Below are 24,082 nucleotides of genomic sequence, written 5' to 3' on the forward strand. Positions count from 1 at the left end.
TGTGCTGTCAATGAAAAAACATACGCTTGTTTGAAATGCCCGTTACAGGCCTGTTACCAGAGCTTTCACGGCTGGTAGCAAGGTCGGCGCATGGGTATGCTGGAGGTATCCCGCGCGCGTTCAAGTCGCGCATCGTTTGAGGAGTCCCTGTGGAGTTTTTTTCCGAGTACGCCATTTTTCTGGCCAAGACCGTGACCCTGGTGATCGCCATTCTGGTGGTCCTGGCCAGTTTTGCGGCCTTGCGCAGCAAGGGGCGGCGCAAGTCGTCGGGCCAGTTGCAGGTCAGCAAACTCAATGATTTCTACAAAGGGCTGCGCGAACGTCTGGAGCAGACGTTGCTCGACAAGGATCAGCTCAAGGCCTTGCGCAAGACCCAGGCTAAAACCGACAAGAAACAGAAGAAAAAACCCGAGGCCAAGCCCCGGGTGTTCGTGCTCGATTTCAATGGCGATATCAAGGCTTCGGCCACCGAAAGCCTGCGCCACGAAATCACTGCCTTGCTGACCCTGGCCACACCGAAGGACGAAGTGGTTTTGCGCCTGGAAAGCGGCGGTGGCATGGTTCACAGCTACGGCCTGGCCTCCTCGCAACTGGCGCGTATCCGTGAGGCCGGCGTGCCCTTGACCGTGTGCATCGACAAGGTCGCGGCCAGCGGTGGCTACATGATGGCGTGCATCGGCCAGAAGATCATCAGCGCACCCTTCGCGATCCTCGGCTCGATTGGCGTGGTGGCGCAGTTACCCAACATCAACCGCTTGCTGAAAAAGCACGACATCGACTTCGAAGTGCTGACCGCCGGTGAGTACAAACGCACACTGACCGTGTTTGGCGAAAACACCGAGAAGGGCCGGGAGAAGTTCCAGCAAGACCTGGACATCACCCATCAACTGTTCAAGAACTTCGTGTCGCGCTATCGCCCGCAACTGGCGATCGATGAAGTGGCCACCGGCGAAATCTGGCTCGGCGTGGCGGCGCTGGAAAAACACCTGGTCGACGAACTCAAGACCAGCGACGAGTACCTCGCCGAACGCGCCAGGCAGTCCGAGCTTTATCACCTGCACTATGCCGAGCGTAAAAGCCTGCAAGAGCGCATTGGCATGGCCGCCAGCGGCTCGGTCGATCGTGTGCTGCTGAGCTGGTGGAGCCGTTTGACCCAGCAACGCTTCTGGTAACGGGGCAGGAGATATTGCAAAACATCCAGCCGGGGCATTTGCCCCGGTTTTTTTTGCCTGCGAATACTTGCCTGATGTCCTCCACGACCCGGCGAAATCTCTGTAGGCAGCAGGCGACCGTTCCTGCTTTCGGTAATGCGGCGGTTGGTTATGTTGGTGTTCCGGAATAATTGCCATGGAACGCATATGAATGACCATCAGACACCGCTTCATCCCGATCTTGCGCCGCTGCGCGAAACACTGAAATCCGTGGTGGGCGCGGCTTTGCCGCAGTCTCCCGAGCAGTTCGGTGCCCAGTTGATCAAGGCAAAATGGGGGCAAGACATCGACCCGCAAAAGGCCCTGTTGGTCACCCTGGATTACCGCTATCGCGGGCACCCACCGCAGGACGGTATCGAGCAAGGCCAGGTGGCAAACACGCAAACCCTGGTGCAGGCGTTGCTGGCGAACTACCAGACCGTCGGTGACGGGCGTTTTGCCGAAAGCGCATTTGGCTTGTACACACCGCCCGATGTCGGTCCGTCCGTTCGCATCGTGGAGCATGTCGATGAATTCGCCGATCACGGCAATGGCAATCACCACACCTACGAAGGCATTTATCGCCAGACCACGCCACAGGTGTATGGGCCGGCAACGCAAATTGCCCTGAGGCCAGCGGCGTTCAAACAGTGGGTGTGGGAGCTGGATCTGCAAACCCGCTATCAGGCTTACCTTGATCGCGCGTGGCCCTCCGATAAGCGTATCGTCCAGGCGGCGCCGTACGACCTGAGAACCTCAGCCAAGGCCGCCTTTATCATGAGCGCCTGCCTGCAACATCAGGAGGGCAGTTTGAGTCAGGAAGGCCTGGTCTTGGCCATGCAGGCCGCCGGGTTGCCAGCGCAGCAGACCTGGAATGCGTTGACCATCGGCCAGGTGCAGGCGCCCACCCGCATCAGTGCGCCGATCGAGGTCGGTCGGCTGACGATCTATCGCTATACATCGGACGATATCTGGTGTTACCGCCACCGTCATAGCGGCCGGGTCTTGCTGAACATTCCCGGCAACTCCTCACCCTTGCATGAATTCGCCGACTTCCGGCACCTGCGCCAATGGATCGTGGACCAAGGCAGGGTTGCCGCCACACGGCAAGCGCTGGTCGCGCATTTTGCCGAGGACGATCGTGAAGACGGTACCTTCCATGCGGGGGTGTCGACGGCGTTGGAGGGCATGGCGGTTTACCCGAAGGAACACTGGCTGAAAAAGAACGCAGGGTTGTTCAACAACGACGGTTTCTGGGACCCGCAGGACTATATCGACCTTGAGCGTCCGCCTGCCGACACCGATCCGTTCGCGCAATTGGTGCTGACCATGAAGCAGGCCTCCATGGCCAGCGTCAAAACCATCCGCGACGATGCCCAGGTCAATCGCGACAACCTGAGCGCGGTGGTGGAACCGCTCGTGCAGTGGATCAACCGGCTGGGGCCATTGGCACTGTTCATTCCGGGAGGTGAGGGCGTCCTGGTACTGGCCGGCCTGATCGACGCCGGTTATGGCCTCGATCAGGCCGTCAACGGTAAAACACCGGAGCAACGCTCCGAGGGCGTGACGCGCACGGTGTTCGGCTTGCTCAATGCACTCCCGCTGGCCGGGGCGGTGGCGGCACTCAAGGGCGAAGAAAAAATCGCCGGAACGTTGTACGAACCCCGGGAACCCGGGAGCGAGCCGCATCCCGAAACGCCGACCGAGCCCGCACCCGGATCGGCTCCGGTGCCCGTGTCGACACGTGTGGAGCTGATGCGTGGCGTCTGCACACCCCTTGCTGCCTTCAGTGATGAGGTATTGGCGCAGATCGCCCGGGTCAGTACGGTCGACGACGATATGCTGCGCCTGATGCAGACTGGCCGTCCGCCGACGCCGTTGCTCGCCGACACCATCACACGCTTCAAGCTCGATCAGGAACTCGAAATCGTCGCCGACCCGCAAGCCCGGGCCGGATTGTTCAACGCCCGATATCAGGCGCTCCAGCACTCGGACAAAGAGTGGGTTCGCCTGTTTCAGCGTGAGTACCAAGGTTTGCCGAAAAGCGCCGTGGAGCAGATCCTCGACCGTTCGGGAGTTGACATCAATCGGCCCGTCGATGCTGACGAGGCGCTGCTACTGTTCAAGCGCCTGGACAGCAAGTCGCGGGAGTATCAACAACATGCACGACTCAACCGGGCTTATGAAGGTCTGTACTTGCGTTCGATCGTCCATCCGGAAACCGATGTCCTGGCGTTGCATTCCCTGCCACGCCTGCCCGGTTGGCCGAAAGACTTACGCATCGAAGTGCACGACGGGTCAATCAGTGGCCGGGTCCTGGACCGTTGCGGCCCGCCCGATTCGGCGGATTGCCGGCGCTTGATCAAGACCGGTGATCGCTATCGGTATTCCACGATGGCGGCTACCGACGGCGAGGGTTCGGATCTGTTTACCGCACTGGTCGATCTATTGTCAGGGGAGGAGCGCGCGGCGATGTCGCTGCGCTCCCCAGACGCGGCCAGCCAGTTGCGCCTGCGTATTGGCACACATGCCTTGCCCCGCTCCGAGCTGATACTCGGCTTGAATCGAATGGATTCGCGGTTGTCCTTCGAAGCCACGGGGTTGCGCGGTGGCGGCTTTCCGAATACGCCACAGGCCGCTGCGCTGACCCATGAAATCATGCGACTGCAGGTCAAGAATCTGTATCCGGATTTCACCGATGCCCAGGCGGATGAGCTGCTCCTGATGGCGGGTAACGGCGCTCAAGCGCTGGTGGATCGCCTGATTCTCGAGATGCAGCAGTTGCATGCCGATCTGCGCCAGTGGATCGACCAGGCCGTGCTGGATGTCGATGACATGGACGTGGATTTTCTTGCGGTGGACGATGATGACGCCGCAGGCATGAGCCCTGAGCAGGTGGCGGCACACAATGTCGAACTGCTGCAAACCGTGATTGGCTATGAGCGTGAAACGCGAATTGAATTGGGCGACGAACTGATGGGCATCTGGCAAAAATGCCCGCCCCAGATCAATAGAGTCATGTCCGGTGAGACGTTCTCTGGTTACAGGCTGGATCTGGGTTTCGAGGACTACCATAGGTTGCCAACGATGAACGTGCGCTTCAATGAGGTCGTCGAGCTATCGATGCGGGGCTTGCACCTGGTCGAGCGCGAGAGCCTGAGCGTCTTTCTCGAAAGTTTTCCGAACCTGCGTTCCCTGAACCTGGAACGTGTCGACCTGCGGCGGCTCAACGCAGACGGCGTGCTGGAAGGTGTGTTGCCTCCACCGATTCGGCAAATGACCCACCTCACTACGCTCAACCTGAGTTCCACCTTTTTGCAGCTTCAGGAGCGCACGGCTTCGCAGTTTCGTGAGCTGGTGAGCTTGCAAATGCTGGATCTGAGTGACAACCCGTTGACTGTACCGCCCGTGGTATTGGGGATGAATGAACTGCGTGTGTTGAACCTGAGAAACACCGGAATCAGCCATTGTCCGATAGGCATCGCCGATCAGCCGTACTTCACCTCGCTCGACTTGCGAGGCAACCGGATCGGTCGGGTTCCCTACTCGATACTGATTCAGGCGGTGTCCCGGGACCGGGTGAAATTGTGGGGTAATCCGCTGACGGATGAAGACACGTTGTTGCGCCTGGTGAGTCATCGTGAGCGCACCGGTATCAATTTGTGGTTGAGTGAGCCGGGTGCCGATTACGGCAGTGCGACGCCCTGGCTGGAGGAGGGTGATGAAAGCGTACGCGAGGCGCGGCAACAGATCTGGCAACGATTGGCCGTCAAACCATCGGGCAGTGCGTTGCTCCGGGTCGTGGATGGATTGAGCCTGACGGCGGATTTCCGGGTCGGTTATTGGTCGCTGCAGGCGCGTGTGTGGCGCTTGCTCCACGAAGCGGATGCGTCAGAAGAGTTGTGGGGCTGGTTGCTGCACTGTGTCGAAACGCGGATGGCCGATGCGGACAATCCGTTCAGGCTGTTCGTGGTGCTGGAGGATCGAGTCCGGCTGTACTGCGACTGGGTCGCCATGGGGCGTCCGATTCCGCTGGTGGATAATCCGGTGTTTTAGCGCGAAGGGTAAAACCCCTTGAACCCCGGGTCGGGGTTCAAGGGGTGACGGTCAGCGACGACGGAACAGCGGCAGCGGTTCGTCGGCAGCGGCCTGGTAGGTCACCGAGAAGTCCTTGAGGCCTTCAAGGGCTTCGTGCGGGTCTTTGTCGGCGCGAATGGCGAACGCGTCGAAACCACAGCGATGCATGTAGAACAACTGGTCACGCAGCACGTCGCCAATGGCCCGCAATTCGCCCTTGAAACCGTAACGGTCACGCAGCAGGCGGGCATTGGAGTAGTTGCGGCCATCGGTGAATGCCGGGAAGTTCAGGGCGATGACCTGGAATTGCGCCACGTCTTCACCGATTTCCTCGGCTTCTTCATCGGCGTCCAGCCAGATGCCCAGGCCGCCATCGCGGGCCAGGAGCATGCGGCTATGTTCGCGCCACAGCTGCAACGGCACGATGAGGTCGTCGCAGTTGCTGATCTCGTCGATATTGAAGTCCTTGGGCAGCAGGTGCCAGGTTTCGTCGACGACCTCGTTGTTCTTAATGATTCGCTGCATAGACACGCTCCTTGAAGAGGTCGATACCAATACGCTGATAGGTGTCGATGAAGCGTTCGTCTTCGGTACGTTGTTCGATGTACACGTCGATCAGCTTTTCGATCACGTCAGGCATGGCTTCCTGGGCAAAGGACGGGCCGAGGATCTTGCCCAGGCTGGCGTCACGGCTGGCGCTGCCGCCGAGGGAAACCTGATAGAACTCTTCGCCTTTCTTGTCCACCCCCAGGATGCCGATGTGGCCGACGTGGTGGTGACCACAGGCGTTCATGCAACCGGAGATGTTCAGGTCCAGTTCGCCGATGTCGAACAGGTAGTCCAGGTCGTCGAAGCGGCGCTGGATCGATTCGGCGATCGGGATCGACTTGGCGTTGGCCAGGGAGCAGAAATCACCGCCCGGGCAGCAGATGATGTCGGTCAGCAGACCGATGTTCGGCGTGGCGAAACCTTGCTCGCGCAACTCGCCCCACAGGGCGAACAGCTTCTCCTGCTCGACGTCGGCCAGGATGATGTTCTGCTCGTGGGAGGTGCGCAGTTGACCGAAGCTGTAGCGGTCGGCCAGGTCGGCCACGGCGTCGAGCTGTTTGTCGGTGATGTCGCCCGGTGCAACGCCGGTTGGCTTCAGGGACAAGGTCACGGCCACGTAGCCTGGCTTCTTGTGGGCCAGGGTGTTGCGCACGCGCCAGCGGGCGAAGCCCGGGTGCTGCTGGTCGAGCTCGGCCAGGGCGGCGGTCTGGTTGCCCAGCGCCTTGTAGTCCGGATCGACGAAATGTGTGGCGACGCGCTGCACTTCGGCTTCGGTCAGCGTGGTCTGGCCACCGCGCAGGTGCTCCATTTCCGCATCGACTTTCTGCGCAAAGACTTCAGGCGTCAGCGCTTTGACCAGGATCTTGATTCGCGCCTTGTACTTGTTGTCGCGACGGCCATAGCGGTTGTAGACCCGCAGGATGGCGTCGAGGTAGCTCAACAGGTCTTGCCACGGCAGGAATTCATTGATGAACGCGCCCACCACCGGCGTACGACCCAGGCCACCGCCGACAAGTACGCGAAAGCCCAGTTCGCCGGCTGCGTTGTGCACCGGCTCAAGGCCGATGTCGTGGACTTCGATGGCGGCACGGTCGGAAGTCGAACCGTTGACGGCAATCTTGAATTTGCGCGGCAGGTAGGCGAATTCCGGGTGGAACGTGGTCCACTGGCGGACGATCTCGCACCATGGGCGCGGGTCGATCAGTTCGTCGGCGGCGACACCGGCAAACTGGTCGGTGGTGACGTTGCGCAGGCAGTTGCCGCTGGTCTGGATCGCGTGCATCTGCACGGTGGCCAGTTCAGCGAGAATGTCCGGAATGTCTTCCACGGCCGGCCAGTTGAACTGCACGTTCTGCCGGGTACTGATGTGGGCATAGCCCTTGTCGTAGTCGCGGGCAATCCTGGCCATCATTCGCATCTGGCGCGAAGTCAGTTGGCCGTAAGGCACGGCGACTCGCAGCATAGGCGCGAAACGCTGGATATAAAGGCCATTTTGCAGGCGCAGGGGGCGGAATTCTTCTTCGCTCAGCTCGCCTGCCAGATAGCGTCGGGTCTGATCACGGAACTGCTTGACGCGGTCCTCGATGATCCGCTGATCGTATTCGTCGTATACGTACATATAAGTCCTGTTCTCAGGCTTGGGCCGGTCGGAAACAGCGGCGTTTTTTGGCTTGCTGGCGTCCGATAATACCTCGGCAATTCTGCGCGCACGGCCGCGCACTCCCTACGGAGCCGGGGCACGATACCAGTTTGCAGTTATGCGTAAAAGTGATGTTTGAGCATATGTAAAGAACCAAATCGACTAATGAGGGGCGCTGTTACAAAGACCCTGTTTGTGATGCGGGCAATCGTCGTCTTTACTCTGCTCGAGTCTTTATGCAATCACCGATAAAACCGACAAGAGGCGATGCAATGAGCAACCCAACCAAAGCACGGAAAAGCGATAGCACCGTTGATGCATGGGCCATTTTGTTCCTGATCATTCTGGTCGTGGGGACCGCGGTATTCTGGGTCAGTCATCAGTAAGCGACCCCGTCCGGGCCCGGTTCCGACGATTGTCTGACAAAAACCGGAAAAGTCGCCGTTTTACGGACGTTCGCTGGCTATAATGCGCGGCGAATTTCCGGGGGCTCGGACGACACATGTTGAAGTTTCTAAGTGGTGTATTACTGGCGCTGGGCATGGTCGCGGGACCGTGCGCTCAAGCGGCGTCAGTGCTGTTCCTTAACCCGGGAACCACCAAGGAAGCTTTTTGGGTCAGTTACTCGCAGTTCATGCAGGCCGCCGCCAGGGATCTGGGCATGGACCTGCGGATCCAGTACTCCGACCGGGTGCCTGAAAACATCATCAAGCAGGCGCGCGAAGCCCTCCAGGGACACAATCGTCCCGACTACCTTGTGTTCGTCAACGAACAATCCGTTGCCCCCGAAGTGCTGCGCCTGGCACAAGGCAGCGGGGTGAAGTTGTTTCTGGTCAACAATGCCTTGACTGTGGATCAGGTAAAACTGCTCGGCGCCCGACCCGACAAGTATCCCGACTGGATCGGCAGCCTGGTGCCCAACGATGAGGAGGGCGGCTACCTGATGCTCAAGGAGTTGATTCGGTTGCATCCCCCGGTGGCCCCGGGCCAGATGATTGACCTGCTGGCTTTTTCCGGTTTGAAGGTCACGCCGTCGGCGCAGTTGCGTGAGAAGGGCATGCGTCGGGCGCTGGCCGAACACCCGCAAGTGCGTTTGCGTCAGTTGGTGTATGGCGGCTGGACACGTCAGCGCGCGTATGAGCAAGCCAAGCTGTTGTTCACGCGTTATCCGCAGACTTCACTGGTGTGGGCGGCCAACGACGAAATGGCGTTTGGCGTCATGCAGGCGTATGTCGAATCGGGCGGTGTTCCGGGCAAGGATGCATTGTTCGGCGCCATCAACAATTCACCCGCAGCATTGCAAGCGCTGCTCGACAACCGCCTGAGCGTGTTGCTGGGCGGGCATTTCACCTTGGGTGGCTGGGCACTGGTTGAACTGCATGACTATGACCAAGGGGTCGACATCAGCCAGTACGGCGGTCGGGACCGACAACTTCCGCTGTTGCAACCGATTAACCGAGCGCAAGCCAAACAACTGCTGGCGTTGGGCAGCGCACGGAATTTCGGGGTGGATTTCCACAAGCTGTCGGCGAAGGGGCGACCAGCGTCCTACCGCTATCCGTTCAGCCTGCAAATCCTGATGCACTGAGCCGTTTCAGATCCCTGCCAGCAGCAACACCAGTTTGACGATGCCAAACAGCGTCAGGGCAAACACCGTGGTGAACAAAATCCCCAGGATCACGAAATGACTGGGCTTGCCGTGGGTAAAATCCCGCGCCCGGTTCTTGTTGCTCTGCACTCCGAACGCTGCCGCCATGACACTGTGCAACATCTGCCAGAAGGTTGGCGGCTTGTTGTCGACCGGATCGTCCATAAATCCCTCGCCTGTCAGTAAGTCCTCAGAGCATAGACAATCTGCCGGCCAGTGGTGCGGCCGGCCTGCGAATCGACGCATTTTGAAATCAGTCTGGGCCGATGCGATAACTATCTACCGCAGATACGGTTCACTGAAATGATGTTCTGTCGTTCCATTTTTCAGGAGCGACACAATGTCTACCCATCCCCCCTCTGTGCCCCGTCAACCTCTGGTTGCGGGCCAAACCAGCATTCACCGCGAACTACTTGAACAGCTGACGCCTGATTGGTTGGTCGATGCCACGCCGCAGCGGCGGGCGGCCATAAAAGCCAGCGGCTCGCTCGCGCCGAACTGGTACACGCGAGCCTCCCGCGAGCAACAGCAGGCACTGAAAGACCGTTTCAACGACAGCCTGGTTTGCCAGACCCTGCTCGACAAAACCATGTCGTCGCTGCCAGATGCCGAAAGCTTTGCCGAGCCGATACTGCAAAAGGCGCTGAAGGATCAGTTCGGGGTCGAGGCCGATGTCAACAAAACCCTGGTGTGCCTGAGGCGAGCGCTGGAAGTCAGCGATCTTGAAATCGAGATCAGCACATTCGAGGTGATGAAGCTTTCGTTGTTGCAGGCGGCACTGCATAACTTCGAAGCGTCCGAATGCGAGGCGGGCGCCTTTCATCGCGGGTCGGGCTTTGTAGTCGAGACTTCCACGCCTGGTACGTTCGAGGTCACTGCCCTCAACATGTCGGTCACGCAATTCCTCTCACTCTGCCGCAAGCTGGATATCGGCGCGCAGTATCAAACCCGTGTCGAGGCGTTTTTCCAGGCAACGGCTGCGCAGAAGAAATCGACAGTGTCCGAGCAATTCATTGCCAGTCAGAAAGCGGCAATGAGAGCAGCCGCTGAATTGGCGCTGCTGAAAAAAGACATCGAATCCGACGATTACGCAATGATCCTTTCGGTGGTTAATGGCGAGGTCCATCCCCGTGTAGGCAGCAGGCCAGTCTGGTTTCGTGACCTGAACCTGATGAAGCGCAGGATGACGGGCTGCGTCGTGTTCAGCATCAGTGAACAATATCGCTATACCAGCGACTACATCGTCTACATTCCCCACGATCCCGAGCACCCGCTCAAACGCTATACCTCTGAGCAGCTGCGTGAAGAATTCAAGCGTCAGTTCACCGCCCAGGACGCATTGCCCGCCAGTGGCAGTGGGCCGACCGCCCACCAGCGCTTTTTCAGCCAGTTCGTCGCCTACGCCGACCGCCCTTATTACTTCAGCCAGTTCACCCGCAAGGCCGCCGACTCTCCGACTGATCCTTTGCATTCATTCTGGTTGAAGGTCCTCCAGTACGTGCCCCCGTTGTCGTCCGTCGCCCGCATCAAAGAGCTGCCGCCAGAACCTGCGGGCAAACGTGAGTCGGTCGAAGATCCTTATCTCAATCCATTCGGGATGATTCGCGAAGGCGTGGCGGGCATCTGGTCCGCCAACAGTGATCTGTGGACTTATCTCTACGAGCAAAACCGCAAGAAAGTCATCGCCGACGCACGCAGCCATGCGGTGCCCACGGCGGACGTCGATGCGCGAGTGCGGGCGCAAAAGCTCAATCATCTGCTGGAATTAGGCATGCTGGGCCTGAACATGGTGTCGATGTTCGTGCCGGTGCTGGGGGAGATCATGCTGGCGGTCATGGCGGGTCAGCTGCTGTACGAGTCGTTTGAGGGGGCGATCGAGTGGAGTGAAGGAGATCGAACGGCGGCCAAGGCGCACCTGGTCGATGTGGCCGAGAATCTGGCACTGGCCGCGGTGATGGCCGGTGCGGGCAAAGGCTTGGCCAAGCTGACGGCGGTGAAACCCGAACCGCTGGTCGAGCGCCTGCAATCCATCAAGCGCGACGACGGCAAAACCCGCTTATGGAAACCTGACCTGAGCGGTTACGAACGCAACCTCATCCTGCCTCGCCATTCAGTCCCTGATGCGTCGGGGCTGCACCGGATAAATGGCAAAACCTTCATTCGGCAGGGTGGCAAGGTCTACGAAACAACCTTTGACCCTTCGCTGAAGAAATGGCGCATTCGGCATCCGACGGATACCAGCGCCTGGCAACCCATACTCGAACACAACGGGCACGGCGCCTGGCGCCATGCGCTGGAGCGTCCCCGGACCTGGGATCGGCTGACACTGCTGCGGCGCATCGGCCATATCACCGAGGCTTTTTCCGATGAGCAACTGCTCGACATCGCCGAGGCCTGTGGTGTCGAGGACAATGCCTTGCGCAAGATGCACATGGATCATCTTGCGCCGCCGCCGGAGCTGTCCCACGCCTTGCGGCTGTTCGAAGCCGACCCCGGCATTGGCGGACCACTGCTCGAAAAATTGCAACGCGCCAGCCCGGGGCTGAGTAATGCCGCCGCTCGCAGGGTTCTGCTCGATGCCAATGCCGAAGAGCTCACCCGCCTGAAAACAACGAGTCGAATTCCCCTGAAAATGCTGGAGGAGGCCCGTTGGTATGCACAACAGGGGCGTCAGGCCCGGGCTTTCACTGGCCTGCGCATGGAATCCGCGCTGTCCGCTGACAGCCGGTGGCTCGCACTGCATGCCCTGGAAAAAATGCCGGGGTGGTCCGGCGAGGTGCGGCTGGAGATTCGCGACGGCCACATCGAGGGTCCGCTCATCGACGGCATTGGTAGCGAGGCCGCGACAATCCGTAAGTACGTGGTTAAAAACGGCCCGTCCTATCAGGCATTTGATGAGCGTGGCGAGACGCTCAATGGCGTGCCCGCCACCGGCGATAACTTTTACGCCTCGATCATGCACGCATTGCCCGATGAATCCCGTCGCGCATTGGGCGTTCCACACGTGGGCCAAAGCGTCGATCTGAAGCAGGCTGTCATCGACTCGGCCTTCGAGCATCGGGCGCAATTGTCGCAAATGCTGGAACAGCGCAGCGGTAACGGCAAGGCGTTCAAGCCGCCCGTACGCGTAACGGAGCGTCGGGTGGGCTACTACGCCAGCGGGCGCGGGCAAGGTTTGAATCCCTCTCTGGTGTCGCGGGTACAGGACGTGTATCCGGCGCTGACGGATCAGCAGGCCAATGGGTTTATCCTGGCGCAGCTGCGCACGGGTAAAACCGATGCACAGATTTATAGCCTCCTGCAGGAGCGTATGCGCGAGTGGGAGACCCTCGAGGCGACGCTCGATCAATGGGTCGGCGAGCCGATAGCGGGTTCTGTCCTGGAGTCGATGCTCGGAGGCAAGGCCTCGGTCGCGCAGAGCCTCAAGCAATCCTGGCGTAATTCGCCGCTGGCCGGGGAGCATCCGCGCTACAGATTGCTTGAGTTGGTCTGTGACGACCCGATCCCTGCGCTGTCGGCGGACTTCTCCCATGTGGGTGATCTGTATGTCCGGGGGCGAAGCATCACCGACGCCAATGTCGATGCGTTGTTGGCGAATTTTCCCAAGCTCAAAAGACTGCGGATCAATGCCACGGGCAACGATTTCAGCACCGTGCCCCAAGTGCTGAGCAGCATGCCGGACCTCAGGGGGCTGAGCCTGTATTCAGCCGCGCCCTTCGCCGCAGACATGCCGTCGAGACTGGGTGCGTTGACGGCGCTCGAGGAGCTCAGCGTGTATTCAACCTGGGGCGTTCCCGTGCCGTTGGACGTAAGCCGGCTGCGCAATCTGCGTCTGCTCGACGTGATCGCGCCGTCAATGGATCAGTGGCCAACCGGGGTTCTGGAACTGCCCCGTCTTGAACGTCTGAACCTCACCGGGACAGCCATCAGTACATTCCCCGAAGGCATTTTCGAAGGGCATGAAAAACTCTGGTCCGGGTTGTCGCTGGATTGGTCGAACATGCCGCGCCCAAACTTCAAGCAGGCCTATGAGTATCTCCGGCGTCAGCCCCGGCACCTTGTTGATCTGGAAGAAATGGTCAGGGATTACTGCAAGGGCGAGTTGAAACGTCTTGCTGAAGGCATCAATGACCCGTCCGCGGGATTATTCAATCAATTTGTCGAACAGTGGCAAGACGCAGGGGCGAGATTCGACGCCGTCGAAGCATTGAGTGAGCAGCATCATCAGCTCAACCGGCATCTTGAGGACTGGTCCCAACGCGCGCTGCGAATGCCTGCAGCGGCCAACGAAATCATCGGGCGTACATGGACGGCAGATGCCCTGAGAATCTGCTGGCGCAATGGCGCATTCAAACGCTACGGCTCGACGACCGATGCTTCGGTACTGGATCTGCCGAGCCTGGCGTTGAGCGAGTTTCCAGAATTGCCGGACGGTGCCTTCCCTGAAGTACGAACCTTGTATCTGAAGGGTAATAGTGCCCCCGTCGAGCAGACTCGCAAGTTCGTCCGCGGTTTTCCCGGGCTTGAAAAACTCGACGTGAGTGGCAGCGGTTTGACCGAAGTGCCCTTTGCGCCCGGTGATCTTGAAAAACTGACTGATCTGGATCTTTCCAATAACCGGATTGTTGGCGACGCCGGGGTTCAGCAGGCTTTTGATGGATTGCAGGCACTGCAATACCTGGACTTGAGCAACAACCCGTTGAATACCTTGGATGTCAGTGCAATGACCCGCCTCAAGTCCTTGAATCTAAGTGGCACGGCGCTGCAAGAATGGCCGACCGGGGCACAGGAGCTGCCAGAGCTGTATTGGATGGACTTGCGGGATAGCAAGGTCAACGCGCTGCCGGAGCCGCTTGCGGATGAGATGCTGCTCAAGGCCAACCTCACGGGCACACCTTTAACCTCTCAAGCCGTCGCCATGCGCAACGCAGCCCGGCATCGAATGGAAATGGCCAAAGGTCTTCCGGCCGGCGCGCTGGAACGGTTCGACCTGGAGCAGGTGCCACAGGATTTCCCGCCGTTCGAAAGCGCCAGTTCGATCGCACGTCAATTGTTGCCGCTGTCGGAAGTCCCGGCGGGAGAAGGGGTTGCGGTTTTGACAAAGCGCCTGCAACGGCTGAAACCGACACTCGCCGATGATGACGCCTTGCAAATGATCGAACAGATGCAGGGCAGCGAAGCTGCGAGCGTGAAAATTGGCGAATGGGAGAAAACCTATGAAACGCTCACGCGCCAATTGAATGGCTGGCTGTTTACCCGGGGATCTCGCGGAAACGGCTGGATGACATCTTCCAGCATTCGCAGGCAGGCTGCCTTGCGGATCGTCGAATGCTGGCAAAAAGGTCTGAGCAGCACGGGCGCGGTGGCTGATGCGGTGCTGGATCTGAACGGTCTGCAACTGGGCGACCTGCCTGAGGTGCCGGCATCGTTCGAGCATGTCGGCACGTTGAAACTGACGAGCGTAAAACTTACCCGGCAAGGTTCCGACGGGTTCCTCAAGGCCTTTACCCGCCTGAAAACCCTGGACCTCAATGGCAATGGGCTGGATGGCGTTCCAGAGCCGGTCTGTGACATGGACAGGCTCGAGCGTCTGGAGTTGTCCTCGAACCGGATGGACGATGCCGAGCTGCTGTATGCCGCATTGAGTAATCTGGAGTGTCTGCGCTGGCTGGACTTGAGCTACAACGAACTGGATACCTTTGATATCGGCGTTTTCGAGCTATTGGAGACGCTGGATCTGCGCAACAATAATTTGACCGAATGGCCGGACGGGGTGTTCGACAGCCAGCACCTTGGCACGCTCAATCTCAGTGGCAATGACATCACGTCGATCCCCGAACAGGCCCTGAGTGGCGACCATGACGTTTTGACGGCCGGTACGGATTTGAGCGACAACTTCAACCTGTCGCTTGAGAGCCTTGAACGACTCAGGGATTACCGTGAAGCGGGTTTCCACGACAGGGTGCTGGGGATCTCGCGGGCCGATCTTGACGAGTTGATCGATGACGCCAACGGCGATGGCGACGATAGCAGTGAAGGCATCGATACGGATGAGGAACTGCCTGAGACTGAGCCGGATACCGAACAAAAAACACCCTGGTTAACCCATCTTCCTCCCGAGGAAGTGGCCAGTAAAACCGGGATGTGGAATCAACTCGCGGCGGAACCGGACAATGCGGCGTTCTTTCACCTGCTTTCGCGACTGCAGGATACGCAGGAGTTCAGGGTGGCAAACGCCGATCTGACGCGGCGGGTCTGGACGGTCATTGAAGCCGCCGCCAGCAATACCGAACTACGGGAGATCCTGTTTGCCAGTTCCAGCACCCACGGCACGTGTGTCGACGGTCGAATCCTGACGTTCAGTGGGCTGGAAAGCAGAGTCTTCACCCACAATGCCTTGCTTGATATTCCCGTCGGGCGCCCGAGTGTGAAGGGGCATGCACTGCTGAATTTATCCCGGCAGCTGTTTCGACTGGACAAGGTCGACGACCTCGCGAGGAAAATCGCCGCGCAAACCGGGCAGGATGAGGCCGAAATACGCTTAGGCTATCGAATCGGGCTGACACAAGGATGGGCGGACGGCCTGGAGCTGCCAGGCCAACCGAAACACATGACCTATGGCTCGGGAGTGACCGCTCAACAACTGGCGGACGCGCGCATCGAGATCGTCAACGCAGAGCAGTCCGATGGTTTCTTTGAAGACTTGATCCAGCGCGACTATTGGGAAAGTTATCTCAAGGAAAAACATCCTGACGTGTTCAAGGCGCTGGATGAGATGGATGTTCAGGAGGAAGTTGAAAGCGCTGACGATGCGGCATTACTGACTCAGCTTTTCGAGCAGAGGGCGGCGCGCAACGCGAAGATGATCGAATTGTCCCGACAGGAGGTCGCGGAGCTGACGGTTGCCTCAAACAGGTAAATCACCTGTGGGAGTGAGCTTGCTCGCGATGGGGGCTTGATGTTCAACATCAATGTTGACTGATACGCCGCTATCGCGAGCAAGCTCGCTCCCACAAGGTTTTTTCCAGTTGATCACTCAGTTGTCGTAACCGAGATTCGGCGCCAGCCAGCGCTCGGTAACGCTCAGTTCCTGGCCTTTGCGCGACGTGTAGCTCTGCACCTGGTCCTTATCGATCTTGCCCACGGCGAAGTACTGCGCCTGCGGGTGAGCAAAGTACCAGCCACTGACCGCTGCCGCCGGGAACATCGCGTAGTGCTCGGTGAGGAATACACCACTGCGGCCTGCGCGCATTTCCTGGGCCTCTGGGTCTAGCAGGGCGAACAGCTGAGCTTTCTCGGTGTGATCCGGACAGGCCGGGTAGCCCGGAGCAGGGCGGATACCGCTGTACTGTTCCTTGATCAGTGCCTCGTTATCCAGCGCTTCATCCTTGGCATAACCCCAATAGTCTTTACGCACCTGCTGGTGCAGCCACTCGGCGCAGGCTTCGGCCAGGCGGTCGGCCAGGGCCTTGACCATGATCGAGTTGTAATCGTCGCCGGCGTCCTGGTAGGCCTTGGCCACTTCTTCGGCGCCGATGCCGGCGGTGGTGATGAAACCACCCACGTAGTCAGTCACTTCACTGTCCTTGGGCGCGACGAAGTCGGCCAGGGAGAAGTTCGGTTTGCCGTCGGTCTTGATGATCTGCTGGCGCAGGTGATGCAGCTTGGTCATTGGCTTGCCGTCATCGCCATAGAGCTCGATGTCGTCGTCATGCACCTGGTTGGCCGGCCAGAAGCCGAACACCGCACGAGCGCTGATCAGCTTTTCGTCGATCAATTTGCGCAGCATTTCCCTCGCGTCGTTGTACAGCGAGGTGGCGGCTTCACCGACCACTTCGTCCTGGAGAATGCGCGGGAACTTGCCGGCCAGGTCCCAGGATATGAAAAACGGCGTCCAGTCGATGTATTCGGCCAGCACGTCGAGGTCGATGTTGTCCAGCACCCGCGCTCCGGTGAAGGTCGGTTTGACCGGCGTGTAGGACGCCCAGTCGAATTGCGGCTTCTTGGCGATGGCTGCGCCGTAGCTGAGGCGCTCGGTACGGGCACTGCGGTTGGACGTGCGCTCGCGAACTTCGATGTAATCCTGGCGGGTTTTCTCGACGAAACCGGCCTTGAGCTCCTTGGACAGCAACTGGGTCGCCACGCCCACGGCGCGGGAGGCGTCGGTGACGTAGATCACCGCGTCGTTGCTGTACTTCGGCTCGATCTTGACTGCCGTGTGCGCTTTGGAAGTGGTGGCGCCACCGATCATCAACGGCAGGTGGAAGTCCTGGCGCTGCATTTCGCGGGCGACGTGGACCATCTCATCCAGCGACGGGGTGATCAGGCCGGACAGGCCGATGATGTCGCACTTCTGTTCCTTGGCCACCTGCAGGATTTTTTCCGCCGGCACCATCACGCCCAGGTCGACGATGTCGTAGCCGTTGCAGCCCAGCACCACGCCGACGATGTTCTTGCCGATGTCGTGCACGTCGCCTTTGACGGTCGCCATCAGGATCTTGCCCTTGGCCTCCGGCTTGTCGCCTTTTTCCAGTTCGATGAACGGGATCAGGTGGGCCACGGCCTGTTTCATCACGCGGGCGGATTTAACCACCTGCGGCAGGAACATTTTGCCGGCGCCGAACAGGTCGCCGACGATGTTCATGCCGGCCATCAACGGGCCTTCGATCACTTCGATCGGGCGGGCGAAGGACTGGCGCGATTCTTCGGTGTCTTCGACGATGTGGGTGGTGATGCCTTTGACCAGCGCATGCTCCAGACGCTTGTTGACGTCCCAGTTGCGCCACTCTTCGGTCTCGGCTTCCTTGACGCTGCCGTCGCCCTTGTACTTGTCGGCGATGGCGAGGAGGGCGTCGGTGCCTTCCGGGGTGCGGTTGAGGATCACGTCTTCCACGGCATCGCGCAGTTCCACCGGGATCTGGTCGTAGATCTCCAGTTGCCCGGCGTTGACGATACCCATGGTCAGCCCGGAACGGATCGCGTACAGCAGGAACACCGAGTGGATCGCCTCGCGCACCGGGTTGTTGCCACGGAACGAGAACGACACGTTGGACACGCCACCGGAGGTCAGCGCATACGGCAGCTCGTCACGGATGTAGGCACAGGCATTGATGAAGTCGACGGCGTAGTTGTTGTGTTCTTCGATACCGGTGGCGACGGCGAAGATGTTCGGGTCGAAGATGATGTCTTCCGGCGGGAAGTCCACTTCGTTGACCAGAATGTCGTAGGAGCGTTTGCAGATTTCTTTCTTGCGCGCTTCGGTGTCGGCCTGGCCGGCTTCGTCGAAGGCCATCACCACCACGGCGGCGCCGTAGCGCTTGCACAGTTTGGCGTGGTGAATGAACTGCTCGACGCCTTCTTTCATGCTGATCGAGTTGACGATGCCCTTGCCCTGGATGCACTTGAGGCCGGCTTCGATCACTTCCCACTTGGAGGAGTCGATCATGATCGGTACGCGGGAGATGTCCGGTTCGCCGGCAATCAGATTGAGGAAGGTCACCATGGCCTTCTTCGAATCGAGCATCCCTTCGTCCATGTTGATGTCGATCACCTGGGCGCCGGCTTCGACCTGCTGCAGGGCGACTTCCAGGGCTTCGGTGTAGTTGTCTTCACGGATCAGGCGGGCGAACTTGGCGGAACCGGTGATGTTGGTCCGCTCGCCGACGTTGACGAACAGCGAGTTGCGATCGATGGTGAACGGCTCCAGACCCGAGAGGCGGCAAGCCTTCGGGATGTCCGGAATCTCGCGCGGCGCATAACCGGCCACGGCCTTGGCGATGGCCTCGATGTGGCCCGGCGTGGTGCCGCAGCAGCCGCCGACGATGTTGAGGAAGCCGCTCTGGGCGAACTCTTCGATGACCTTGGCGGTTTCCGACGGCAATTCGTCGTACTCGCCGAATTCGTTCGGCAGGCCGGCGTTCGGGTGCGCGGAAACGTGGGTGCTGGCCTTGTTCGACAGCTCCTCGAGGTACGGGCGCAATTCACGGGCGCCAAGGGCGCAGTTCAGGCCGACGGAAATCGGCTTGGCGTGGGCCACGGAGTTCCAGAATGCTTCGGTGGTCTGGCCCGACAGGGTGCGGCCGGAGGCGTCGGTGATGGTGCCGGAAATCATGATCGGCAGTTCGACGCCCAGTTCCTCGAACACGCCTTGTACGGCGAAGATCGCGGCCTTGGCGTTGAGGGTGTCGAAAATGGTTTCGATCAGGATCAGGTCGGCGCCGCCTTCGATCAGGCCTTTGGTGGCTTCGGTGTAGTTTTCCACCAGTTCATCGAAGGTCACGTTGCGGTAGCCAGGGTTGTTCACGTCCGGCGACAGCGAGCAGGTGCGGCTGGTCGGGCCGAGCACGCCGGCAACGAAGCGCGGCTTGTCCGGTGTTTCCAGGGTCTTGGCATCGGCGACCTTGCGCGCCAGGCGTGCGCCTTCTACGTTTAACTCATACGCCAGGCCTTGCATGCCGTAATCGGCGAGGGATATCTGGGTGGCGTTGAAGGTGTTGGTTTCCAGAATGTCGGCGCCGGCATCCAGGTAGGCTTTTTCAATGCCGCCAATCACGTCCGGGCGAGTCAGTACCAACAGGTCGTTGTTGCCTTTGACATCGCTTGGCCAGTCAGCGAAGCGTTTGCCACGGTAATCCTGCTCTTCGAGCTTGTAGCTCTGGATCATCGTGCCCATACCGCCATCGAGAATCAGGATGCGCTCTTTGAGGGCGTGCTTGAGAGCTTGAAGGCGAACGCTGCGATCGGACATTTGGACTACTCGGTAAGGCCATGACGAAGGGCCGGGATGATAGCAAACCTGTGCGCTTTTGGAGCGTGACTCGAATTTGCATGAATATCGTTCATGTTGGTAAGGGTGACAGACCGGTAGAATCGCGGCGTTTTTTCAGGATTCGGGACCAGGGACATGTCGTATCGCTTCGTCATCGGCACATTGCTGCTGTTTTTAAGCTGGGGCGCCGTGGCGCAAGGCCCGGCGATTTCCTCTGCCATGTCACCTGTTATCTCCTACAGCCGCGACATTCAACCGATCTTCACTGAAAAGTGCGTGGCCTGCCACGCCTGCAATGACGCCGCCTGTCAGCTCAACCTGGGCAGCGGTGAGGGCGCGGCACGTGGCGCAACCAAAGTCCCGGTCTACGACGGTGATCGCCGCCAGGCGGTTGCACCGACCCGACTGTTCTATGACGCCTCAGGCAAACAGGCCTGGCAACAAAAGGGCTTCTATTCGGTGCTTGATGCCCAGGGCAACCAGGCCGCACTGATGGCGCGGATGCTGGAGCTTGGCCACAAGACTCCGTTGCAACCCAACGCGAAGCTGCCGGAAGACATCGTCCTGGGCCTGAACCGGGAAAACATGTGTGCCATGCCCGCGGAGTTCGACGGCTATGCCGCCAAGCATCCGAAGGAGGGCATGCCGCTGGCAGTGACCGGCCTGACCGACCAGCAGTACCAGACGCTGCAACGCTGGCTGGCGGCAGGCGCGCCGATCGATCAGCAGGCGCTGGCGCCCAGCGCCAGGGAAGCCTTGCAGGTGGTGCAATGGGAAAACCTGCTCAATTCGCCGGGAGCCCGGGAAAGCCTGGTGGGGCGCTGGCTGTACGAGCACTGGTTCCTGGCCCATCTCTACTTCAAGGACGGTGAGCCTGGGCATTTCTTCCAGTGGGTGCGTTCGCGCACCCCGACCGGCCAGCCGATCGACCTGATCAACACCCGTCGCCCGAACGATGATCCGGGCACGCAGTTTTACTATCGCCTGTGGCCGGTACAGGGCGTGATCGTGCACAAGACCCACATCACCTATCCGCTGGGTCCGACGAAGCTGGCGCGGGTCAAGAGCCTGTTCTACAGCGGCAACTGGCAGGTCGACGCATTGCCGGGCTATGGACCGCAGAGCCGGGCCAACCCGTTTGCCACTTTCGAAGCGATTCCGGCCCAGGCGCGCTATCAGTTCATGCTCGATAACGCCGAATACTTTGTGCGCACGTTCATTCGTGGGCCAGTGTGTCGCGGCCAGATCGCCACGGACGTGATCCGCGATAATTTCTGGGCGCTGTTCCAGGCGCCCGAGCACGACCTGTATGTCACGGATCCGAACTATCGCGGGCAGGCCACGCCGTTGTTGGCGATGCCGGGGCAGAACGATGATGTCGGCAGCGTCCTCAGCCTGTGGCACGACTACCGCGACAAGCGTAACGAATATGAAGCCTTGCGCCGGGACAGCTACGCCGATGAACCAGCACCGAGCTGGTCGACCCTGTGGGCCGGCAACGACAATGCGTTGCTGAGTATCTTCCGCCATTTCGACAGTGCTTCGGTGACCAAAGGCCTGATCGGCGAGGTGCCGCAAACGATATGGCTGTTCGACTATCCGCTGCTGGAGCGCACCTACTATCAACTGGCAGTGAACTTCGATGTGTTCGGGAACCTGTCCCATCAGGCTCAGACGCGCTTGTATTTCGACTTGATCCGCAACGGTGCCGAACAGAATTTCCTGCGCCTGATGCCCGCCGACTCCCGGGATGACTACCTTGATGACTGGTATCAGAATAGTGGCAAATTCAAGATGTGGCTCGACTACGAGACCATCGACGACGACAAGCCGACCGCGCTGAAGCTTGACGCGCTGGACCCCAAGCGCGACTTTGCCATGCAGTTGCTGGCCCGTTATGGCGATCTCAATGCAAGGCCCGACCCGATCAATCGCTGCGAAGGCGCTTACTGTTCGCGGCCAAACATCGATCCGGACCTGCAAAGTGCCGAGCAGGCATTGAGCCGCCTGACTTCGCGTCCGGCCGCCGGACTGAAGGTCATCGATCAGTTGCCGGAGGCCACGCTGCTGCGTATTGAAACCGGCAGCGGCAAGCGTGAGGTCTACAGCCTGTTGCGTAACCGTGCCCACAGCAACGTGGCGTTTTTGCTCGGTGAATCACTGCGCTATCAACCGGGGCTCGACACTTTGACGATTTTCCCGGGTGTGCTCAGCAGCTACCCGAACTTCATGTTCAACATCCCGGCCGGGCAAGTGCCGGCGTTTGTGGATGCGATGGAGAGCGCCAAGGACACCGACAGCTTCGAGAAAATCGTCGAACGCTGGGGAATACGCCGCAGTCATCCGCAATTCTGGGCTTATTTCCATGACCTGAGCCGCTACATCCACGAAACCGATCCGGTGGAAGAGGGCGTGCTGGACATGAATCGCTACGAGAACCTCTGAACAATTACCGCCCCCCCTGTAGGAGCGAGCTTGCTCGCGATGATGGATCAGTTGCATTGATGTCGACTGACACACCATCGCGAGCAAGCTCGCTCCTACAGGGGGTTTGTGGACAATCTTTCCCGACAAAAATACTAGGACTTTGTCCGGCGCGTTGATTGGCGTAAACTGCGCCCAAGCCTGCGAGGAGTTTCCATGACCGCTATTACCATCACTGACGCCGCCCACGATTATCTGGCTGATCTGCTCTCCAAGCAGAACACCCCGGGCATCGGCATCCGCGTCTTCATCACCCAGCCTGGCACCCAGTACGCCGAAACCTGCATTGCCTACTGCAAGCCGGGCGAAGAAAAACCCGAAGACACCGCTCTGGGGTTGAAAAGCTTCACTGCGTACATCGACCACTTCAGCGAAGCTTTCCTGGACGATGCCGTTGTCGACTACGCCACCGACCGCATGGGCGGCCAGCTGACTATCAAGGCGCCAAACGCCAAGGTACCGATGGTCAACGCCGACAGCCCGATCAACGAGCGCATCAACTACTACCTGCAAACCGAGATCAACCCGGGGCTGGCCAGCCACGGCGGTCAGGTCAGCCTGATCGACGTGGTCGAAGACGGCATCGCCGTCCTGCAGTTCGGTGGTGGTTGCCAGGGCTGCGGCCAGGCCGACGTGACGCTGAAGGAAGGCATCGAGCGCACCTTGCTCGAGCGCATCCCGGAGCTCAAAGGTGTTCGCGACGTGACCGACCACACGCAGAAAGAAAACGCCTACTACTAAGGTGTTCGCTGCGAATTGAAAAAACGGCGCCCCGTGAGCGCCGTTTTTTTATGGGTGATTGGAAACCTGTGGCGAGGGGGCTTGCCCCCGTTGGGCTGCGAAGCGGCCCTGGTTTTTTTACGGGTAAACAGGATTTGCGACGGCTACGCCGCCGAACGGGGGCAAGCCCCCTCGCCACAGGGTTGGTGGTGAATCAGGGCCTGTAAAGATGCGCATGCCCTGCGCGATACAGCGATGACTCGCTGAAGTGGTCACTGCCCAGCACCCGACCCACCAGAATCAACGCCGTACGACGAAATCCCTTCGATTCAACCTTCCCGGCAATATCTGCCAGCGTGCCCACCACCCAATCCTGATCCGGCCAGCTCGCTCGATGCACCACCGCAATCGGACAATCGGCGCCGTAATGGGGCAGCAGTTCCTCGACGATCTTCGCCAGGTGACTGACCCCCAAATGAATCGCCATGGTCGCGCCGTGCTGCGCCAGGCTGGAGAATTCCTCTCCGGGTGGCATGGCGGTTTTGTCGGCGTAGCGCGTCAGGATCACGCTCTGCGAAATGTCCGGCAGGGTCAGTTCCGCGCCCAAGAGCGCTGCGCAAGCGGCTGCGGCAGTCACGCCGGGTACGATTTCGAACGCAATGCCCAGTTCACGCAGATAGCGAATCTGCTCGCCAATGGCGCCATACAGGCTTGGATCGCCAGAGTGCACCCGGGCCACATCCTGGCCTTTGGCGTGGGCGGTCTTGATCAGGTCGATGATCTGTTCCAGGTGCAGTTCGGCGCTGTTGACCACCTGTTCGGCACAGTGACCTTCCAGTACGGCGGCCGGCACCAGTGAGCCGGCATATATGATCACCGGGCAACTGCGAATCAGCCGCTGGCCCTTGACGGTGATCAGTTCGGGGTCGCCGGGACCTGCGCCAATGAAGTAGACGGTCATCGTCGGTTCCTGTGGGAAAAAGGGGCTGAACAGGCCTTCAGATGAA

The 24,082-nt window shown here is 59.7% G+C and carries 11 protein-coding genes; 6 read left to right on the forward strand and 5 right to left on the reverse strand.

The features are described from left to right. The first annotated feature begins 149 nt into the window (after nucleotides 1-149). Together sohB and PSJE_RS01085 are read left to right on the forward strand one after the other, a co-directional pair. The gene (sohB, locus tag PSJE_RS01080; protein ID WP_090455662.1) at nucleotides 150-1,172 is read left to right on the forward strand and encodes a protease SohB; all 1,023 of its coding nucleotides are present in this window, start codon (nucleotides 150-152) and stop codon (nucleotides 1,170-1,172) included. Between the two features lie 186 nt (nucleotides 1,173-1,358). Beyond that, nucleotides 1,359-5,246: a dermonecrotic toxin domain-containing protein gene (locus PSJE_RS01085; RefSeq protein WP_090455660.1), complete on the forward strand. Its 3,888-nt coding sequence runs from the start codon at nucleotides 1,359-1,361 to the stop codon at nucleotides 5,244-5,246. Nucleotides 5,247-5,297: 51 nt separating this feature from the next. Here the strand turns inward: PSJE_RS01085 and PSJE_RS01090 are convergent, their stop codons facing one another. After that, nucleotides 5,298-5,792, reverse strand: coding sequence for a DUF934 domain-containing protein (locus PSJE_RS01090; RefSeq protein WP_057714377.1), 495 nt, complete (start codon nucleotides 5,790-5,792; stop codon nucleotides 5,298-5,300). Beyond that, the gene (locus PSJE_RS01095) at nucleotides 5,776-7,434 is read right to left on the reverse strand and encodes a nitrite/sulfite reductase (protein ID WP_090455659.1); all 1,659 of its coding nucleotides are present in this window, start codon (nucleotides 7,432-7,434) and stop codon (nucleotides 5,776-5,778) included. The genes PSJE_RS01090 and PSJE_RS01095 overlap by 17 nt, the downstream gene beginning before the upstream one ends. Nucleotides 7,435-7,957: 523 nt before the next feature. Between PSJE_RS01095 and PSJE_RS01100 the strand changes: the two genes are divergently transcribed. Then, on the forward strand, nucleotides 7,958-9,043 hold the full coding sequence (locus PSJE_RS01100; RefSeq protein WP_090455657.1) for an ABC transporter substrate-binding protein: 1,086 nt from the start codon (nucleotides 7,958-7,960) through the stop codon (nucleotides 9,041-9,043). 6 nt (nucleotides 9,044-9,049) lie between these two features. Here PSJE_RS01100 and PSJE_RS01105 read toward each other — a convergent pair whose 3' ends face one another. After that, on the reverse strand, nucleotides 9,050-9,268 hold the full coding sequence (locus PSJE_RS01105; RefSeq protein WP_057714552.1) for a DUF2970 domain-containing protein: 219 nt from the start codon (nucleotides 9,266-9,268) through the stop codon (nucleotides 9,050-9,052). Nucleotides 9,269-9,443: 175 nt separating this feature from the next. Here PSJE_RS01105 and PSJE_RS01110 point away from each other — a divergent pair, with 175 nt between their 5' ends. Continuing rightward, a complete protein-coding gene (locus PSJE_RS01110) occupies nucleotides 9,444-16,022 on the forward strand; it encodes an NEL-type E3 ubiquitin ligase domain-containing protein (protein ID WP_090455655.1) in 6,579 nt (2,192 codons plus the stop codon). A 117-nt stretch (nucleotides 16,023-16,139) separates the two neighbouring features. Here the strand turns inward: PSJE_RS01110 and metH are convergent, their stop codons facing one another. Continuing rightward, nucleotides 16,140-19,850 carry a methionine synthase gene (gene metH / locus PSJE_RS01115; protein ID WP_090455653.1) on the reverse strand — a complete coding sequence of 1,237 codons (3,711 nt, stop codon included), beginning with the start codon at nucleotides 19,848-19,850 and terminating at the stop codon, nucleotides 16,140-16,142. A gap of 156 nt (nucleotides 19,851-20,006) precedes the next feature. Between metH and PSJE_RS01120 the strand changes: the two genes are divergently transcribed. Then, nucleotides 20,007-22,316 (forward strand): fatty acid cis/trans isomerase, encoded by a 2,310-nt coding sequence (locus PSJE_RS01120; RefSeq protein ID WP_090455651.1) that lies wholly within the window; start codon nucleotides 20,007-20,009, stop codon nucleotides 22,314-22,316. A gap of 195 nt (nucleotides 22,317-22,511) precedes the next feature. Beyond that, nucleotides 22,512-23,096: a Fe-S biogenesis protein NfuA gene (gene nfuA, locus PSJE_RS01125; RefSeq protein ID WP_008059275.1), complete on the forward strand. Its 585-nt coding sequence runs from the start codon at nucleotides 22,512-22,514 to the stop codon at nucleotides 23,094-23,096. Nucleotides 23,097-23,289: 193 nt separating this feature from the next. On the opposite strand, the gene cobM is transcribed toward nfuA, so the two are convergent. After that, nucleotides 23,290-24,036, reverse strand: coding sequence for a precorrin-4 C(11)-methyltransferase (gene cobM, locus PSJE_RS01130; RefSeq protein ID WP_057714560.1), 747 nt, complete (start codon nucleotides 24,034-24,036; stop codon nucleotides 23,290-23,292). Nucleotides 24,037-24,082: the final 46 nt, after the last annotated feature.

This window comes from Pseudomonas jessenii (genome assembly GCF_002236115.1).
GTDB lineage: Bacteria > Pseudomonadota > Gammaproteobacteria > Pseudomonadales > Pseudomonadaceae > Aquipseudomonas > Aquipseudomonas jessenii.